General features: G+C 64.1%; 14 protein-coding genes. 9 read left to right on the top strand and 5 right to left on the bottom strand.

Going from position 1 to position 16,466, the window contains the following annotated elements; translation table 11 throughout:
* Window positions 1-2 precede the first annotated feature (2 nt).
* A complete protein-coding gene (locus tag ACFMPD_RS03050) occupies window positions 3-719 on the top strand; it encodes a DUF502 domain-containing protein (protein ID WP_380991666.1) in 717 nt (238 codons plus the stop codon).
* A gap of 7 nt (window positions 720-726) precedes the next feature.
* Here the strand turns inward: ACFMPD_RS03050 and ACFMPD_RS03045 are convergent, their stop codons facing one another.
* The gene (locus ACFMPD_RS03045; RefSeq protein ID WP_380991664.1) at window positions 727-1,761 is read right to left on the bottom strand and encodes a patatin-like phospholipase family protein; all 1,035 of its coding nucleotides are present in this window, start codon (window positions 1,759-1,761) and stop codon (window positions 727-729) included.
* 153 nt (window positions 1,762-1,914) lie between these two features.
* Entirely contained in the window at window positions 1,915-2,688 is a 774-nt protein-coding gene (locus ACFMPD_RS03040) for a 3-hydroxybutyrate dehydrogenase (RefSeq protein ID WP_380991729.1), read from the bottom strand.
* A gap of 384 nt (window positions 2,689-3,072) precedes the next feature.
* Here ACFMPD_RS03040 and ACFMPD_RS03035 point away from each other — a divergent pair, with 384 nt between their 5' ends.
* From ACFMPD_RS03035 to ACFMPD_RS03025, 3 genes are all read left to right on the top strand, one after another.
* On the top strand, window positions 3,073-4,788 hold the full coding sequence (locus ACFMPD_RS03035) for an extracellular solute-binding protein (RefSeq protein ID WP_380991662.1): 1,716 nt from the start codon (window positions 3,073-3,075) through the stop codon (window positions 4,786-4,788).
* 521 nt (window positions 4,789-5,309) lie between these two features.
* Window positions 5,310-5,963 (top strand): aquaporin, encoded by a 654-nt coding sequence (locus tag ACFMPD_RS03030; protein ID WP_380991660.1) that lies wholly within the window; start codon window positions 5,310-5,312, stop codon window positions 5,961-5,963.
* A gap of 95 nt (window positions 5,964-6,058) precedes the next feature.
* Entirely contained in the window at window positions 6,059-6,295 is a 237-nt protein-coding gene (locus ACFMPD_RS03025) for a hypothetical protein (RefSeq protein WP_380991658.1), read from the top strand.
* Between the two features lie 3 nt (window positions 6,296-6,298).
* Here ACFMPD_RS03025 and ACFMPD_RS03020 read toward each other — a convergent pair whose 3' ends face one another.
* The gene (locus ACFMPD_RS03020; protein WP_380991656.1) at window positions 6,299-6,922 is read right to left on the bottom strand and encodes a helix-turn-helix domain-containing protein; all 624 of its coding nucleotides are present in this window, start codon (window positions 6,920-6,922) and stop codon (window positions 6,299-6,301) included.
* 64 nt (window positions 6,923-6,986) lie between these two features.
* On the opposite strand from ACFMPD_RS03020, the gene ACFMPD_RS03015 reads away from it, so the two are divergent.
* The 3 genes from ACFMPD_RS03015 to ACFMPD_RS03005 are packed head-to-tail and all read left to right on the top strand — an operon-like array spanning window position 6,987 to window position 9,567.
* A complete protein-coding gene (locus ACFMPD_RS03015) occupies window positions 6,987-8,504 on the top strand; it encodes a class I adenylate-forming enzyme family protein (protein ID WP_380991654.1) in 1,518 nt (505 codons plus the stop codon).
* A complete protein-coding gene (locus ACFMPD_RS03010) occupies window positions 8,501-9,166 on the top strand; it encodes a DsbA family oxidoreductase (RefSeq protein ID WP_380991652.1) in 666 nt (221 codons plus the stop codon). The genes ACFMPD_RS03015 and ACFMPD_RS03010 overlap by 4 nt, the downstream gene beginning before the upstream one ends.
* Complete coding sequence (locus ACFMPD_RS03005; protein ID WP_380991650.1) at window positions 9,163-9,567, top strand: potassium channel family protein; 405 nt, start codon at window positions 9,163-9,165, stop codon at window positions 9,565-9,567. Before ACFMPD_RS03010 ends, ACFMPD_RS03005 begins: the two co-directional genes overlap by 4 nt.
* Here ACFMPD_RS03005 and ACFMPD_RS03000 read toward each other — a convergent pair.
* Window positions 9,534-9,869, bottom strand: coding sequence for a hypothetical protein (locus ACFMPD_RS03000; protein WP_380991648.1), 336 nt, complete (start codon window positions 9,867-9,869; stop codon window positions 9,534-9,536). The two genes, ACFMPD_RS03005 and ACFMPD_RS03000, sit on opposite strands and share 34 nt — an antisense overlap.
* Before the next feature lie 150 nt (window positions 9,870-10,019).
* Between ACFMPD_RS03000 and ACFMPD_RS02995 the strand changes: the two genes are divergently transcribed.
* Complete coding sequence (locus ACFMPD_RS02995) at window positions 10,020-11,216, top strand: multidrug effflux MFS transporter (RefSeq protein WP_380991646.1); 1,197 nt, start codon at window positions 10,020-10,022, stop codon at window positions 11,214-11,216.
* Window positions 11,217-11,274: 58 nt separating this feature from the next.
* Window positions 11,275-12,939, top strand: coding sequence for a tetratricopeptide repeat protein (locus tag ACFMPD_RS02990; protein ID WP_380991644.1), 1,665 nt, complete (start codon window positions 11,275-11,277; stop codon window positions 12,937-12,939).
* Between the two features lie 32 nt (window positions 12,940-12,971).
* Here the strand turns inward: ACFMPD_RS02990 and mfd are convergent, their stop codons facing one another.
* A complete protein-coding gene (mfd, locus tag ACFMPD_RS02985; protein ID WP_380991642.1) occupies window positions 12,972-16,433 on the bottom strand; it encodes a transcription-repair coupling factor in 3,462 nt (1,153 codons plus the stop codon).
* Window positions 16,434-16,466: the final 33 nt, after the last annotated feature.

Below are 16,466 nucleotides of genomic sequence, written 5' to 3'. Positions count from 1 at the left end.
CCATGACCACGCCCTTTGACGAAGACCCCCCCATCCGCAAGGCCAGCCTGTTCGCCCGACTTCGGTCGTCCTTTCTGACCGGGTTGGTGGTGATCGCGCCGGTGGGTCTGACGATCTGGCTGATCTGGGGGGTGACCGGCTGGATCGACAGTGTCGTTCTGCCACTGGTGCCGCACAAGCTGCGCCCCGAGAGCTATATCGGCATCAACCTGCGCGGTGTCGGCGTCATCATCTTTTTCCTGTTCACCATCTTCATCGGCTGGATCGCCAAGGGGCTGATCGGCCGATCGCTGATCCTGTGGGCGGAAAGCATCGTCGACCGCATGCCGGTGGTGCGTTCGATCTATTCCGGCATCAAGCAGATCTCGGAAACCGTTTTTGCCCAGTCCGAGCGGTCCTTTGAAAAGGCCTGCCTTATCCAGTATCCGCGCAAGGATATCTGGGCGATCGGGTTCATCTCGACCACGGCCAAGGGCGAGATTGCCAAGCGCGCCCAGACCACCGGACAGATGCTGAGCGTGTTTCTGCCGACCACCCCGAACCCGACCTCGGGGTTCCTGCTGTTCCTGCCGCGCGAGGACGTGATCGAACTGGACATGACCGTCGAAGAAGCGGCCAAGCTGGTGATCTCGGCGGGGCTGGTCTATCCCAACGGCAAGGACCCGACCGTGCCGGCGGACGAGTCAGACGCCACGGTCATGCTCAAGGCCCGCCGGTAAGACAGGTTCAGCCGATGGTGCTGGCCAGATCGACGGTCCCGACCCGGTTCAGATCATCCTTATGCGCCGCCAGAAAGGCATCCGCCGCCGCGCGTCCGGCCAGTTTCAGCCGGTCCAGGATAAAGGCGTTCGGCATCAGCTTGGTCGCCACCGACAAATCGTTCATCAGCGCATCATCGGCGATCATGTGAACCAGAACCCGGCTCTTGCGGTCGGTCGACAGGGTGCCGTCCTCCAGCAGGCGCTGCACGAACCCGATGGCACGCAATTCGCGCAGCAGCGACGAGTTGAAGCTGATCTCGTTGATGCGGTTCTGAATCTGGTGCGGCGTAACCGGCACCGTGTCGCGTTCCAGCGGGTTGATGTTGATGATCAAGATATCCGCCGGCAGCCGGTCCGCGAACAGCGGAAACAGCGCCGGGTTGCCGGTATAGCCCCCGTCCCAATAAGCCTCGCGACGCCCGGTCTGCGGATCGTCGATCTCGACCGCCTGAAACAGCGTCGGCAGACAGGCCGATGCGAGGATCGCATCGGTGCTGATATCGTCGCCGGAAAAAATCCGGATCTTGCCGGTGCGCACCCGGGTGGCGCAGATGAACAGTTCCGGCCCGGTATCGGCGCAGACCTTGTCATAGTCAAAGGCCTCGACAATCGGGGTCAGCGGATTGCGGTAAAACGGTCCATAGCTGTAGGGCGAGACCACCCGCGACCACAGATCGGCAAAGGCAAAGGCCGGCGAATACTCGATGGCCCGGGCCACATGCCCCGGATTCAGGCCGCGCATCCAGTCGGTCATGCGCGCATCCTGTTGCGCCCCGACCTTGGTCCACAGCCAATCCAGGTTCTCGCGGGCACCCTCGCGCCCGCCGGTGATCATTCCTGCCTTGAGCGCGGCGCCATTCAGCGCCCCTGCCGAGGTGCCGGAAATGCCGGCGATCTCGATATCGTCCTCCTGCAGGATCCGGTCGAGCACACCCCAGGTAAAGGCGCCATGCGCGCCGCCGCCCTGCAGGGCCAGGTTGATCCGTTTCGTTTTGCCCATATGCTGCTCTTTTCCTTTGCCTAACCGCGTCCTGTGGAGCCGGAACCGGGTTTCGCGCCGGTACACACCAAAATCGCCGCAACCGCCCCGTGGCGGCAGTGCCAGCCGCAGGTAAACATCGGCTGAAACCACCGCCCGTTGGGCGGGCCTGTCCTACAGCGCAGTCCAGCCGCCATCGACGCTGATGGTGGTGCCGGTGATCTGTGCCGCCGCGTCCGAGCACAGGAAAACCGCAGTGCCGCCCAACTGCTCGACCGTGGCGAATTCCTTGGACGGCTGACGGGTCAGCATGACGTTTCGGATCACCTCTTCACGGCTCATGTTGTATTCCTTCATGGTGTCGGGAATCTGCCCCTCGACCAGCGGTGTCAGCACGTAACCGGGGCAGATCGCATTGGCGGTGATCGGCTCTTCGGCGGTTTCCAGCGCCACGGTCTTGGTCATGCCGACGACACCGTGCTTGGCGGCGACATAGGCGGATTTGAACGGGCTGGCGGTCAGCCCGTGAGCGCTGGCGATGTTGACCACGCGGCCCCAGCCGGCCTTGCGCATCAGCGGCAGCGCCGCGGCGGTGGTGTGAAAGGCCGAGTTCAGGTTGATCGCGATGATCGCGTCCCACTTGTCCTCGGGAAACTCGTCGATCGGCGAGACATGCTGGATCCCGGCATTATTGATCAGGATGTCGCAGGCACCGGCCTGTTCGATCAATGCGCGGCATTCCGCACCCTTGGACATGTCGGCCTTGACATAGCGCGCCGTGACCCCGGTTTCCTCGCTGATCTGGCGCGCCAGGGCATGGTCCTCGTCGCGGTCGGTGAACGAGTTCAGAACCACGTTCGCGCCGGCCCGTGCCAACTCCCAGGCGACTCCAAGTCCGATACCCGAGTTCGATCCGGTGATGACGGCGGTTTTTCCATTCAGCGACATGCTGGCCCCTCTCTGTTGCATTGATCGGGTTGCAAAATGACATGCTGCATGTGCAAAGGAAACGGCAAAAGCCGTTGCTGATACGATCTGCCAAAAAAAACGCCCGCTCAAGGCGGGCGTTAAGTTATTGAGGCAGGTTTCATACAGGCAAGAAACCTATCGAGCAGTGACCCCTTTATACGCAATTCCCCGAAGGCATCCAAGCTAAAAGTTTGAAAAGACGTGAATCCCTCGTTAGCCTAATCGTTAACGAAATAAGGCCAGAGCAGGATTGTTGCCAAAGTGCGACCAGTTTTTTTCCAACGCGCATGCGCGCTGACGATCGGATTCGCCGCGTTTTTGGCGGATGGTGCGGCAGCAGCAGAATCATCCCATGGCATAGCTATGTACGGCACCCCGGCCCTACCACCGGATTTTGTGTCGCTGCCCTATGCGAACCCCGACGCCCCCAAGGGCGGACGCATCGTTTTCGGCAACACCGGCGGCTTTGATTCGCTCAATCCGTTCGTGCAAAAAGGCACCGCCCCCTGGCAGTTGCGGTTCTGGGGATATGAATCGCTGTTGGGCCGGTCCTGGGACGAACCGTTCACCCTGTATGGTCTGCTGGCCGAATCGGTGCGTACCGCGCCGGACCGGTCCTGGGTCGAATTCGACCTGCGCCCAGAGGCGCGATTCTCTGACGGCAGTCCGGTCACGGTGCAGGATGTGATCTGGTCTTACGAAACTCTGGGCAGCCGCGGGCACCTGCGCTATCGCGGCATGGCAGAACAGATCGCCGCGATCCGCCAGACCGGCCCGCGCAGCGTGCGCCTGGACTTCAACACTGCCGACCGCGAATTGGCCCTGATCGCGGGCATGCGTCCGATCCTGAAGAAATCGCAATGGCAGGACAAGGATTTCACCGCCTCGGGGCTGGACGAGGTCCCGATCGGCACCGGCGCCTATGTCATCGACGATTTCGAGGCCGGACGTCACGTGACCCTGCGGCGCGATCCCGACTATTGGGGCGCCGATCTGCCGTTTCGGCGCGGCACCCAGAATTTCGACGAGATGCGCATCGAGTTCTATGGCGACGAAACCGTCTTGTTCGAGGCCTTCAAGGCCGGAGAACTGACCGCCATCCGCGAGTTCAACGCCGAGAAATGGGACCGCCAATACGGGTTTCCGGCCGTGCTGCGCGGCGATGTGGTGAAATCCGAGATTCCGCATCGCCGTCCCTCGGGCATGACCGGGTTCGTCATGAACACCAGGCGCACGCCGTTCGACGACTGGCGGGTGCGCGAGGCGATGCTGCTGGCCTTCAACTTCGAATATATCAACGACACGATGACCGGCGGCGCGCAACCGCGCATCACCTCGTATTTCTCGAATTCCGAACTGGCGATGCGTCCGGGTCCAGCGGATGAGGCAGTACGCGCCCTGCTCAGCCCATATGCCGAACATCTGCTGCCCGGCGCGGTGCAGGGATACGCATTGCCGGTCAGTGACGGCACCGCCCGCAACCGCCGCAACTTGCGCCAGGCCGTGGAACTGCTGGCGCAGGCCGGCTGGTCGGTGCGCGACGGCGAATTGCGCGATGCGCAAGGCGCGCGCTTTGCCTTCGAAGTGTTGTTGCGGCAGGGCGATACCGGCAACCAGAGCGTGATGCAAATCTATGGCCGGGCGCTGCAGCGCCTGGGCATCGATGTCACGGTCAGCACCGTGGATGACGCGCAGTATACCGCCCGCATCAACGCCTATGACTTCGACATGACCACGTTTCGCCGCGCCCTGTCCCTGTCGCCCGGCAACGAGCAGCGGCTGTATTGGGGCAGCGCCGGCGTTCAGGTGCCGGGATCGCGCAACCTGATGGGGGTGGCGTCGTCGGCGGTGGACGCGATGATCGACACCATGCTGGCCGCCGACAGCCGCGCCGAGTTCGTCACTGCCGTGCGCGCGTTGGACCGGGTACTGACGACCGGGCGCTATGTGATCCCGATCTGGCAATTCGATGTCGGCCGCATCGCACATGCCCGCCAGTTGCGCTATCCTGAACGTCTGCCGATCTATGGCGACGGCATCGACTTTCTTCCCCATGTCTGGTGGTACCAGCCGGAATGACGCAGGGCGCGCATCAAGAATCAGTTACATGCCGCTGCTAGAGGCGCGGCACGGCGCGTGTCCGGACCCGGTCCGGACCGGGCACCGCCGCGCGTCAAACTGCATCTTTCATCCTGCGCTGAGGGAACGCTCGTGAATATTCCGGTTCTGTGCACCGGCAACTCGGCCCGGTCGATCCTGAACACCGGATCCGGCGGCCGCCTCCGGGCCTGATCGGCCGGCTCGCAACCAACCGGCGCCGTGCATCCGCAATCGCCGCGCCTGCTGAAGGCGATGGGCCATGACACCAGCGCCGCCCGTTCAAAAAGCCGGGACGAGTTCGCCACCCCGGATGCGCCGCGCATGGATCCGATGATCACCGTCTGCGGATCCGGCAGCCGCCGCCCCGGCGGATCAGGGCGCGGCGTTCCGCGCTCCCCATGATATCCTGCAGCGCCAGCCGCTGCGCTGCTGGCGCTGCCGATCGAATCCATGCCGCCTGAGACGCTGAAGCCCGCTCGGGCGCAAATTGGCGACCTGCCATGATCGCCAAGCGCCTGTTCGCCGAAGGCCTTGGCACCGCCATGCTGCTGATCGGCGTCGTCGGCTCGGGCATCATGGCCGAGGCCCTGTCCGGCGGCAATGTCGGCATCGCCCTGCTGAACAATGCGATCGCCACCGGCTGCATGCTCTATGCCATCATCACGACACTGGATCCGGTATCGGGCGCGCATTTCAACCCGGCGGTCACCCTGGCCTTTGCACTGCATGGCGAACATCCCTGGCACCGGGTTCTGCCCTATGTCGCCGCGCAAATCCTTGGCGGCGTGCGCGGGGTCTGGGCGGCGCATGTGATGTTCGATCTGCCGGTGTTGCAGCTGTCGGGCACGATGCACCGCACCGGTGTGGCCCAGTGGTTCTCGGAAATCCTGACCACTTTCGGCCTGCTTTTCGTGATCTTTGGCGGTGTGCGCCACCGCCCGGACGCGGTGCCGCCGCTGGTCGGGTTCTATATTACCGGCGCCTACGGGTTCACCGCGTCCACCGGTTTTGCCAATCCGTCGGTGACCATCGCGCGCGGATGTATCGACACCTTTGCCGGCATCAATCCCGGTCACATTCCTATGTTCATCCTCATGCAGATCATCGCCGTCGGGATCGCCATGCTGGTGCTGCCCTGGCTTTTTGAGAAATAATTCGCCCCTGCGACAGATCGCCCCATTTCTCTGCGCTGCGGCATCGCTAGGCTGATCTGCGGGAGGCAAGGAATTGCCAGAGGGGGCATGTTCGCGTGACCTGGACAGATTTGACGGCGGACTGGGCGACTTGGTTCAGACGCCTGCAAGACCGGTTTCCGTATCTGGATGACAGTGCGATGCCGTATACAAAGCTCGACCGTGCGCGGTTCGAGGCGTATTTGGCGGAAACCCATAACCTTTCGCTGACCGAAGCGCATGAAGAGGTCGATGACTTCCTTTATGTTGAATCGCTGATCCGCGAGGCCGGAGACTCGGAAGCTGCGGCCTGACGCTCAGCTCAGCGACGTCACCCAGAGAATCAGCGCGTCGTCGTCGCTGACCGAAATCACGTTGTGCCCCATTGTGGCGTCATAATAGGCGCTGTCGCCGCGCTGCATGTCCACCGGTTCATAGAATTCCGTGTACAGACGGACCACACCGGTCAGCACATACAGGAATTCCTCGCCGTCATGGCGCACCCAGCCATCGAACTCTTCCATTGCGCGCGCGCGGACCCGCGCCCGGTATGGCAGCATCTTTTTCTTGCTCAGCGTATCGGCCAGTAACTCGTGTTCATAGGTCACCGTGGCCTGTGCCGTGCCCTCGCCCGACTTGGTCACCGCCATGCGCCCGGTCGCCTGATCGCGCTGTGGCGGCGTGAACAGCTGGGGAACCGAAATCTGCAGCCCTACGGCCAGTTTCTTCAGCGCATCATAGGTCGGTGACATCTGGCCGTTTTCGATCTTGGACAGGGTCGAACGCGCCAGACCGGCCTGGTTGGCGGCCTGTTCCATCGTCCAGTCCCGCGCCCTGCGCAACTCGCGGACCCGCGCCCCCAGGTCCAGCGCTTCGGGATGCGTTTCCATGCCCGAATTGCGAGCGATATGGATCAGGGATTTCGGGTCGCGCCGGGTCATGGCGCCTCTATAGGCAGGGCATGCATGGCTTGCAACGCTTGCCACGTCAGGCTAGCCACGGGCCATGTTGTCGATCTATGATCAGGGGCCGCCCCGGCCCTGCCCGGCGCCCTTCAACCTGGCCGCGCATGTGCTGGGGCGCGCCGAGTCTCTACCCGACAAACTGGCGCTGGCGATTCTCGGGCCCGCAGACGCGCAGACCTGGAGCTATGCTCGGCTGGAACAGGCGGTCCGGGCAACCGGAACAGGCCTGCTGGCCACCGGGCTAAGCCCTGGCGATCTGGTGCTGATGCGGCTGGGCAACACCGTGGATTTTCCCATCGCCTATCTGGGCGCCATCGCCGTCGGCCTGGTTCCGGTCCCGACCTCGACGCAACTGACCGAGCCCGAGACCGCCGCGATGATCGCCGACCTATCGCCGGCGGCGGTGCTGCGCGACCCGGACGTGGCCTGTGCCGCGCATCCGCGCCAGATCGCGCTGGACAGTTTGCGCGCCATGCGCGACCTGCCGCGCTGCGACTGGGCGATGGGCGATCCCGACCGTCTCGCCTATGCCGTCTATACCTCGGGCACCTCGGGCAAGCCGCGCGCCGTGGCGCATGCGCACCGGGCGATCTGGGCGCGGCATCTGATGGTCGACGGCTGGTACGGGCTGACCCCCGGCGACCGGGTCTGCCATGCTGGCGCCTTCAACTGGACCTATACGCTGGGCACCGGCCTGATGGATCCCTGGACCATCGGCGCCACCGCGCTGATCCCGCAAGCAGGCACCGATCCGGCCGATCTGCCGGCCCTGCTACGGCAGCACAAGACGACGATCTTTGCTGCCGCGCCAGGTGTTTACCGCAAAATCCTCATGTCGCGGGCCGATCTGACCCTACCCGATCTGCGACATGGCTTATGTGCCGGCGAAAAGCTGTCGCCGCATCTGCACCAGCTGTGGCGCAGCGCCACCGGCACCGAACTTTTCGAGGCCTATGGCCAATCCGAATGCTCGACCTTCATTTCCGCCAGCCCGGCGCGCCCGGCCCGCGACGGTGCCCTGGGGCAACCACAGCCGGGACGGCGCGTGGCCATCGTCGATCATGACGGGCCGGTGCCCCTGGAGCAGGACGGTATCATCGCCGTGCATCGCGGCGACGCCGGGTTGATGCTGGGTTATCTCAATGCCCCGGACGAAGGCGCCGCCCGGATCGAGGGCGAGTGGTTCCTGACCGGCGATCGCGGCCGCATGGCCGAGGACGGCCAGATCACCTATCTGGGGCGTGACGACGATCTGATGAACGCCGGCGGCTATCGGGTCTCGCCGCTCGAGGTCGAGGCCGCGCTGTCGGGCCATCCCGGCATAACCCAGGTCGGGGTTACCGATGTCGAGGTCAAGGAGGACACCCGCATCATCGCCGCCTTTTACACCGGGCCGGCGCCACTGGACGAACGCGTGCTGCAAGCTTATGTGCAGGACAGGCTGGCCCGTTATAAACAGCCGCGCGCCTATGTTCACCTGCCGGCGCTGCCCGCCAATGCCAACGGCAAGCTGCTACGCAGCGCCTTGCCCGCCTATTTCAAGGCCCGGAATACATGACAGACCAGACCATCACGCTTGACATCCTCTCCGACCCGATCTGCCCGTGGTGCTATATCGGCAAGGCGCAGCTGGATGCAGCGCTCAAGGCGGTGCCGGACCACCCCTTTGCGATCCAGTGGCACCCGTTCCAGTTGAACCCCGACATGCCGCCCCAGGGTATGGACCGCCGCACCTATCTGGAGACCAAGTTCGGCAGCAAGGAGGGCGCGGTCAAGGCCTATACCCCGGTGGTGGAACATGCCGCGGCGGCCGGGCTGACGATCAATTTCGAGAACATGCAACGCACGCCCAACACGATGGACGCGCACCGGCTGATCCACTGGGCCGGGATCGAGCAGTTGCAGGCCCAGGCCGTGGACGCACTGTTTCACGCCTATTTCGTCGAGGCGCGCGACATTGGCGACCACGAAGTGCTGGCCGACCTTGCCGACGGCATCGGCATGGATGCTTCGGTGGTGATGCGGCTGCTGGCCTCGGATGCCGACCGCGACGACATCGCCAGCCGTGACCGTCACAGCCGCGAGATGGGCGTGCAATCGGTGCCCACATTCATCGTGGCCGGCAAACATGCGGTGCCCGGCGCGCAGGCGCCGGAGCTGTGGCAGAAAGTCATCGCCGAATTGCAGAGCCAGCTGGCCGGGGCGGGTGCAGTCGAGTGAAGCAGTTCAAGGCCCATACCGTCATTATCAGCCTGTTGGGCATCGTCGCCATGGGCACGGTGTTTTTCCGGGTGGTCGAGGGCTGGAGCTGGCTGGACTCATATTTCTTTACCGTAGTGACCATTTCCACCGTCGGCTATGGCTCGCTGGTGCCGGTCACCGCCCTGGGAAAGCTGGGCACGACGGCGTTCATCTTTATCGGTCTGGGCATCTTTGCCGTGGCCATCCAGCAATTTGCGCTGTTTCACATGCAGAAACGCGAGGAACATACCGAATGGCTGATTGGCCGGCTGGGACATCGCCAGGCGCGGGATCCCGAGCAGGTCGCCAACGAGGACGACCCGCCCTCCGCCGACGGCCCGGCCGTTCAGAACAGCCCCGGTTCGGCCCCTCGCCCATAGGACGCAGACGCCATCCTCGGCGCGGCCGGACAGAACAGCCTCGCCACTACGTCGTCCAATACAGATGCGCCGGTAGCCAGAGCGTCGGGGCAGTCGGCGTCGCCATCCTTGTGCGTGACATCAGCCGCCCCGGCCAGAACGATTCTCGGGACCGGCGCCGCCTGCGGGTCGGCTGCAGGGGGGGCGATCAGACCGGCGCTGCCGGGCTGCAAGGCCGTATCCCGCAATTCATTCGGGACGGACGATGCCAGCGCAACGGCGCAGAACATGGCGGCGGCGCAGAGGGACAGAAAATCGTTCATCGGGTGATCTCACTATTTACATTGTCGCGTTCGCTTATTCTTACTGTTTTACTATGTTTAATGACAACCCCGAAAAAACGACCCATCTGGCGGTGCGACGGAACCTGTGATAGCGGCGGGTGACAGCCCGGAGGTTTCATGCGCAACCCCATGTCCCGTTCCGAATTCATCGCCCTGATCGCAGTGATGTTCGCGACCATTGCCTTTTCCATCGATGCGATGCTGCCGGCCCTGCCCCGGATCGGCGAAGAGCTCAGCCCCGACGACATCAACCGGGCCCAGCTGATCCTGACCTCCTTTGTCCTGGGCATGGGTCTGGGCACTTTCTTTACCGGCCCCTTGTCCGACGCCTTTGGCCGCAAACCTGTTATTCTGGCCGGGTCGGCGGTCTATATTCTGGCGTCGGCGGTGGCTTGGGTCAGTTCGTCGCTCGAAATCATTCTGGTGGCCCGTATTCTGCAGGGCATCGGCGCCGCGGCACCGCGCGTGGTCTCGGTGGCGATCATGCGCGATCTCTATTCCGGGCGCGAGATGGCCCGGATGATGTCGATTGCGATGATGATTTTCACGATCTTTCCCGCCTTTGCGCCGATGATGGGCGCGGTCATCATCGCGCTGTTCGGCTGGCGGGCGATCTTCATTGCCTTCATCCTGTTCTCACTGTTCACCATCCTCTGGATGAACCTGCGCCTGCCCGAACCGCTGCCACCGCAAAACCGGCGCCCCATGCGCGCAAACCTGTTGCTGGACGCGGTGCGCCAGATGCTGGCCCATCCCACCGCCCGCCTGTCGATCATGGTGCAGACGCTGTGCCTGGGGATGCTGTTCACCATGCTGACGATGATCCAGCCGGTCTATGACGTGATCTTTGACCGCGCTGACAGTTTTCCCTTCTGGTTCGGAGCCGTCGCCGTGGTGTCGGGTAGCGCCAGTGTGCTGAACGCGGTGATTGTCGTGCGCATCGGCATGCGCCGCATCGTCACCTGGTCGCTGGCGGCCCAGATCCTGCTCTCCGCCAGTGTTCTGCTCCTGTCGACCCAGGCCCTGCCGCTGGATACGCTGTTTGTCATATTTGTCTCCTGGCAGTGCTGTGTTTTTTTCATGGTCGGCACCACACTGGGCAATCTCAATGCCATCGCCATGGAGCCGATGGGCCATATCGCCGGTATGGCGGCCTCGGTGATCGGCGCCATTTCGACGGTGCTGGCTGCCGCCATTGCCGCGCCCATCGGGCAGTTGTTCGACGGCTCGCTTGTGCCGCTGGCCGGCAGCGTCACGCTGATGGCGATCGTCGGCTATGCCCTGATGCTGCGGATGGCCCGGGTCGAAAGCCGTCTGCCGATCTGACGCCTCTGTTGCCAGATGGCATTTTCCGCTAATCTGCGTCGCAACAGGGGGGACGATCATGCAGCAATATTACGATCTGGGCCGCCACAGTCTTCCGGTGACAACCCATTCGGCCGAGGCACAGATCTGGTTCGACCGCGGGCTGATCTGGATCTACGGGTTCAATCACGAAGAGGCGATTGCCTGTTTTCGCCGCGCGCTGGACTGCGATCCGGCGTGCGCCATGGCGCAATGGGGCATCGCCTATGCTGCGGGTCCGAACTACAACATGCCCTGGCACCTGTTTGACGCGGCCGGCCGCGCCCAGGCCCTGGCCCAGGCCCATGACGCGACCCTGGCGGCGCTGGCGCTGTGCGATGCCTGCACCCCCGTGGAACAGGCGCTGATCCGGGCCCTGCCCGCCCGCTATCCGCAACGCGATCCGGGGCCGGACATGCACGCATGGGACCATGATTTCGCCGCCGCCATGCGCCTGGCTCTGCAATCCGCGCCGGACCATCTGGACGTGCGGACGATCCATGTGGATTCCCTGCTCAATCTGACGCCCTGGCAGATGTGGGACCTGGCCAGCGGCGCACCGGCGCCCGGGGCCGCAACGCAGGAGGCGCAAGACCTGTTGGAATCCGCCATGGCCGAAATTCCCGGCGCGATGGCACATCCCGGCCTGCTGCATCTTTACGTGCACCTGATGGAGATGTCGCCGTTTCCGGAAAAGGCGCTGAAAGCCGCCGACGTGTTGCGCACCCTTGTGCCCGATGCCGGGCATCTGGTGCACATGCCGACCCATATCGACGTGCTGTGCGGCGATTACCAGAACGTTGTGCACTGGAACCAGAAGGCGGTCGAGGCCGACCTGAAATATTATCAGCGCGAAGGGGCTTTTAACATCTATACGGGCTATCGCCAGCACAACTATCATTTCGTCATCTATGGCGCTCTTTTCCTTGGACAAATCGAACCCGCACTTGCGGCGGTGCACGGCATGGCCGCCACCGTGCCCGAAGAGATGCTGCGCATCGAAAGCCCGCCCATGGCAGATTATTTCGAAAGTTACATGGCGATGGAGCCGCATGTCCTGATCCGTTTCGGCCGCTGGGACGAGGCGATTGCCCTGCAGCCGCCCGCCGATCCCGATCTCTATTGCACCCTGACGGCCACTATTCACTATGCCCGCGCCGTGGCGTTGGCAGCGACCGGCCGCGTCGCCGAAGCCGAAGCCGTCGAACAGGTCTTTCTGGCCGCCCGAGATCGGGTCCCGGAAACCCGCCTGCTGCACAACAACACCGTCCGAGATCTTCTTGAAATCGCGACAGAAATGCTGCGCGGCGAGATCGAATACCGCAAGGGTAATTTCGATGCCGCCTTTGCCCATCTGCGCCGCTCGGTGACATTGGATGACGACCTGCCCTATGATGAGCCCTGGGGCTGGATGCAGCCGACCCGACATGCATTGGGGGCCTTGTTGTTCGAACAGGGCCAGGTGGCCGAGGCCGAGGCGGTCTATCGTCAGGACCTGGGCCTGGGCGGCCCCCTGAGCCGCGCCAGCATTCATCCGGACAATGTCTGGAGTTTGAAGGGTTTGCATGACTGTCTTAAAGCACGGGGAGAGACCATCGAGATCGTGCAAATCCAACAGCGGCTAAACCTGGCACTGGCCCGGGCCGACGGGGCCGTCGCGGCGTCGTGTTTCTGTGCCCAGGCGGCAATGCAGGTCGATGCCTGACGCTGTTTGGTCGCTGGCCGTGCCGGGGGACCTCACGCCGACTTGCGCGCTTTTTTCCGTTCCGCCACCAGTTTTTCCGCCAGATCGCGGGCGATGGCAAAGGCGCCCTTGATCTTGTCGCTGTCCTTTTTCCAGTCGCGCCGCACCACGATCTTGTTGTCCTTGACCTTGGCCAGCCCGCGCTGGTCCTGGATGAACGCGACCAGCCCTTCGGGGCTGGCGAACTTGTCGTTGTGAAACTGGATCGTCGCGCCCTTGGGGCCGCCATCCAGCTTGGCAATGCCGGCGCGTTTGCACATGGCCTTGATCCGCACCACCAAAAGCAGCGTGTTGACCTCGCGCGGCAGCTTGCCGAACCGGTCGATCAGTTCGGCGGCAAAACCTTCCAGTTCGACCTTGGTGGTCAGCGCGCTGAGGCGGCGATACAGGCCCAGACGCACGTCCAGATCGGGCACATAGGCCTCAGGGATCAGCACCGGCACGCCCAGGTTGATCTGGGGCGCCCATTGCTCGTCGGCGTCGCTCAGCCCCTCCATCTCGCCGGCGCGGATCTTGGCGATCGCCTCTTCCAGCATCGACTGATACAGTTCATAGCCCACGTCGCGCATCTGGCCCGACTGTTCCTCGCCCAACAGATTGCCGGCGCCGCGAATGTCCAGGTCCTGACTGGCCAGGGTGAAACCCGCGCCCAGCGTATCCAGACTGCCCAGCACCCGCAGGCGTTTTTCGGCCGTTGCGGTCAGCTTGGCGCGCGGCTTGGTGGTCAGATAGGCATAGGCGCGCGTCTTGCTGCGCCCCACCCGGCCGCGGATCTGGTAAAGCTGCGCCAGCCCGAACATGTCGGCGCGATGCACGATCATCGTGTTCGCCGTGGGAATGTCCAACCCGCTTTCGACGATGGTGGTGGCCAGCAACACGTCGTATTTGCCATCATAGAACGCGTTCATCCGGTCATCCAGCTCGCCCGCCGCCATCTGGCCATGGGCGACGATCACGCTGACCTCGGGCACCTGTTCCTTGAGGAACTCCTCGATCTCGCGCAGATCGGAAATGCGCGGCACCACATAAAAGCTCTGCCCGCCGCGATAATGCTCGCGCAGCAGTGCTTCGCGGATGGTCACCGCGTCAAACGGGCTGACATAGGTGCGGATCGCCAGACGGTCCACTGGCGGCGTGCCGATGATCGACAGATCGCGCACGCCCGACAGCGACAATTGCAGGGTGCGCGGGATCGGCGTGGCGGTCAGGGTCAGCACATGGATGTCGCTGCGCAGGGCCTTCAGGCGCTCCTTGTGGCTGACGCCGAAATGCTGCTCTTCGTCGATGATCAACAGGCCCAGATTGGCGAAACGCACCCCCTTGGCCAGCAGGGCATGGGTGCCGATGACGATATCCACGGTGCCCTTGGCCATGCCGTCGCGGGTCAACTGCGCGTCGCGGGCCGAGACAAAGCGCGACAATTGCCGCACCTGAAACGGAAAGCCCCGGAACCGCTCGGCAAAGCTGGCATAGTGCTGGCGCGCCAGCAGGGTGGTCGGCGCGATGATCGCCACCTGCACCCCGGACATGGCGGCGACAAAGGCGGCGCGCATCGCCACCTCGGTCTTGCCGAAGCCGACATCGCCGCAGATCAGCCGGTCCATCGGCGTGCCGCTGGTCATGTCGCCCAGCACGTCGGCGATGGCGCCCAGCTGATCGTCGGTCTCCTGATAGGGGAACCGGGCCGAGAAGGCCTCCCAGGCATGATGCTCGGCCTCCAGAACCGGCGCGCGGCGCAGGGCCCGTTCGGCCGCGACCCGGATCAGCCGGTCGGCCATCTCGCGGATGCGTTCCTTGAGCTTGGCTTTTTTTGCCTGCCAGGCGCCGCCGCCCAGACGGTCCAGCAGCCCCTCTTCGTGGCCGTAGCGCGACAACAGTTCGATGTTTTCGACCGGCAGGTACAGGCGCGCCGCCTCGGCATATTCCAGGCTCAGGCATTCATGCGCGGCCCCGGCGGCAGTGATCACCTCCATGCCCTGATAGCGCCCGATGCCGTGATCCACATGCACCACCAGATCACCGGGCGACAGCGACTGCGTCTCGGTCAGGAAATTCTCGGCCTTGCGGCGTTTGCGGGCGCTGCGGATCAGCCGGTCGCCCAGCACGTCCTGTTCGGCGATCACGGTCAGGTTCGGCGTCTGAAAGCCGTGTTCCAGCGCCCAGACCGCCAGATGCAACCCGTGTTTGCCGATGCGGGTGGCGTTGGCGATCTCGATGGTCTCGGCCAGCCCCTCGTCCTCGATCAGCCCGGCCAGACGCTCGCGCGCGCCCTCGGAATAGGACGCAACGACCACCGGACCGTCCTGCATCCGCGCCCGGATGTGATCGACAAGTGCGCCAAAGAGACTCAGCTGCTCCTGCTGGCGTTCCGGCGCGAAGTTGCGCCCGATGCGGCCGCCCGCGTCGATCACCCCGGGGCCCGAGGCCTGCGGCAGAGGCGAGAAATGCAGTTGCCGACGGCCGCCCAGCGCCGCGTCCCAGGCCGCGTCGTCCAGATACAACAATCCGGGCGGCGCCGGTTTATAGACGCTGTCCAGTCGCGATTTCTGCTGCATCGCCAGCTTGCGGGTCTCGTATTGATCCAGAATACTGTCCCAGCGGGCCAGCCGCGCCGGCGTCACCTGATCGTCCAGCGACACCGTCACGCCGGGCAGATAGTCAAACAGGGTCTCCAGCCCGTCGTGAAAGAACGGCAGCCAGTGCTCCATGCCCTGATGCTTGCGCCCGGCGCTGACCGCCTCGTACAGCGGATCGTCGGTGCCGGCAGCGCCGAACTCGATACGATAGTTCTGGCGAAACCGGGTGATTGCCGCGTCGTCCAGGATGACCTCGCTGACCGGGGCCAGTTCGACCAGGTCCAGTTTCGCCGTGGTGCGCTGGGTCGCCGGATCAAAACGCCGCGCGCCATCCAGCACGTCGCCGAACAGGTCCAGCCGCACCGGGCCGCCCTCGCCCGGCGGATAGATGTCGATGATACCGCCCCGGATCGCATAGTCGCCCGGCTCCAGCACGGTCGGGCTCTGGCTGAATCCCATGCGCACCAGAAACTGGCGCAGCGCCGTCTCGTCCAGCCGACTGCCGACGCGGGCGGTAAAGGCAGCGTTGCGCAACACATCGCGCGCCGGAATGCGCTGGCTGGCGGCGTTCAGCGTGGTCAGCAACACGAACCGGCCGGGCATCTGATGCACCAGCGCCGCCAGCGTCGCCATCCGCGCTGCCGAGATGTCGGCATGGGGCGACACCCGGTCATAGGGCAGGCAGTCCCAGCCGGGAAAGGTCAGAACCGGCATGTCCGGCGCGAAAAAGGCCAGTGCCGCCCGCAATGCCGCCAGTCGCTTGTCGTCGCGCGCCACATGAACGACCGGCGCCCCGGATTTCTCGATCTCGTCCAGAATGAGCCGCGCGTCGAACCCCTCGGGCGCGCCGCCTACGGTGATATGTCCGGCTGGCTTCATCGGCTCGTCCCTGTCTATTCGTCCCTGTCTGAA

This window comes from Sedimentitalea sediminis, from assembly GCF_042687825.1.
GTDB lineage: Bacteria > Pseudomonadota > Alphaproteobacteria > Rhodobacterales > Rhodobacteraceae > Sedimentitalea.
The sequence above is the reverse complement of the archived record's forward strand: the minus strand, read 5'-3'. Positions and strand labels throughout refer to the sequence as shown.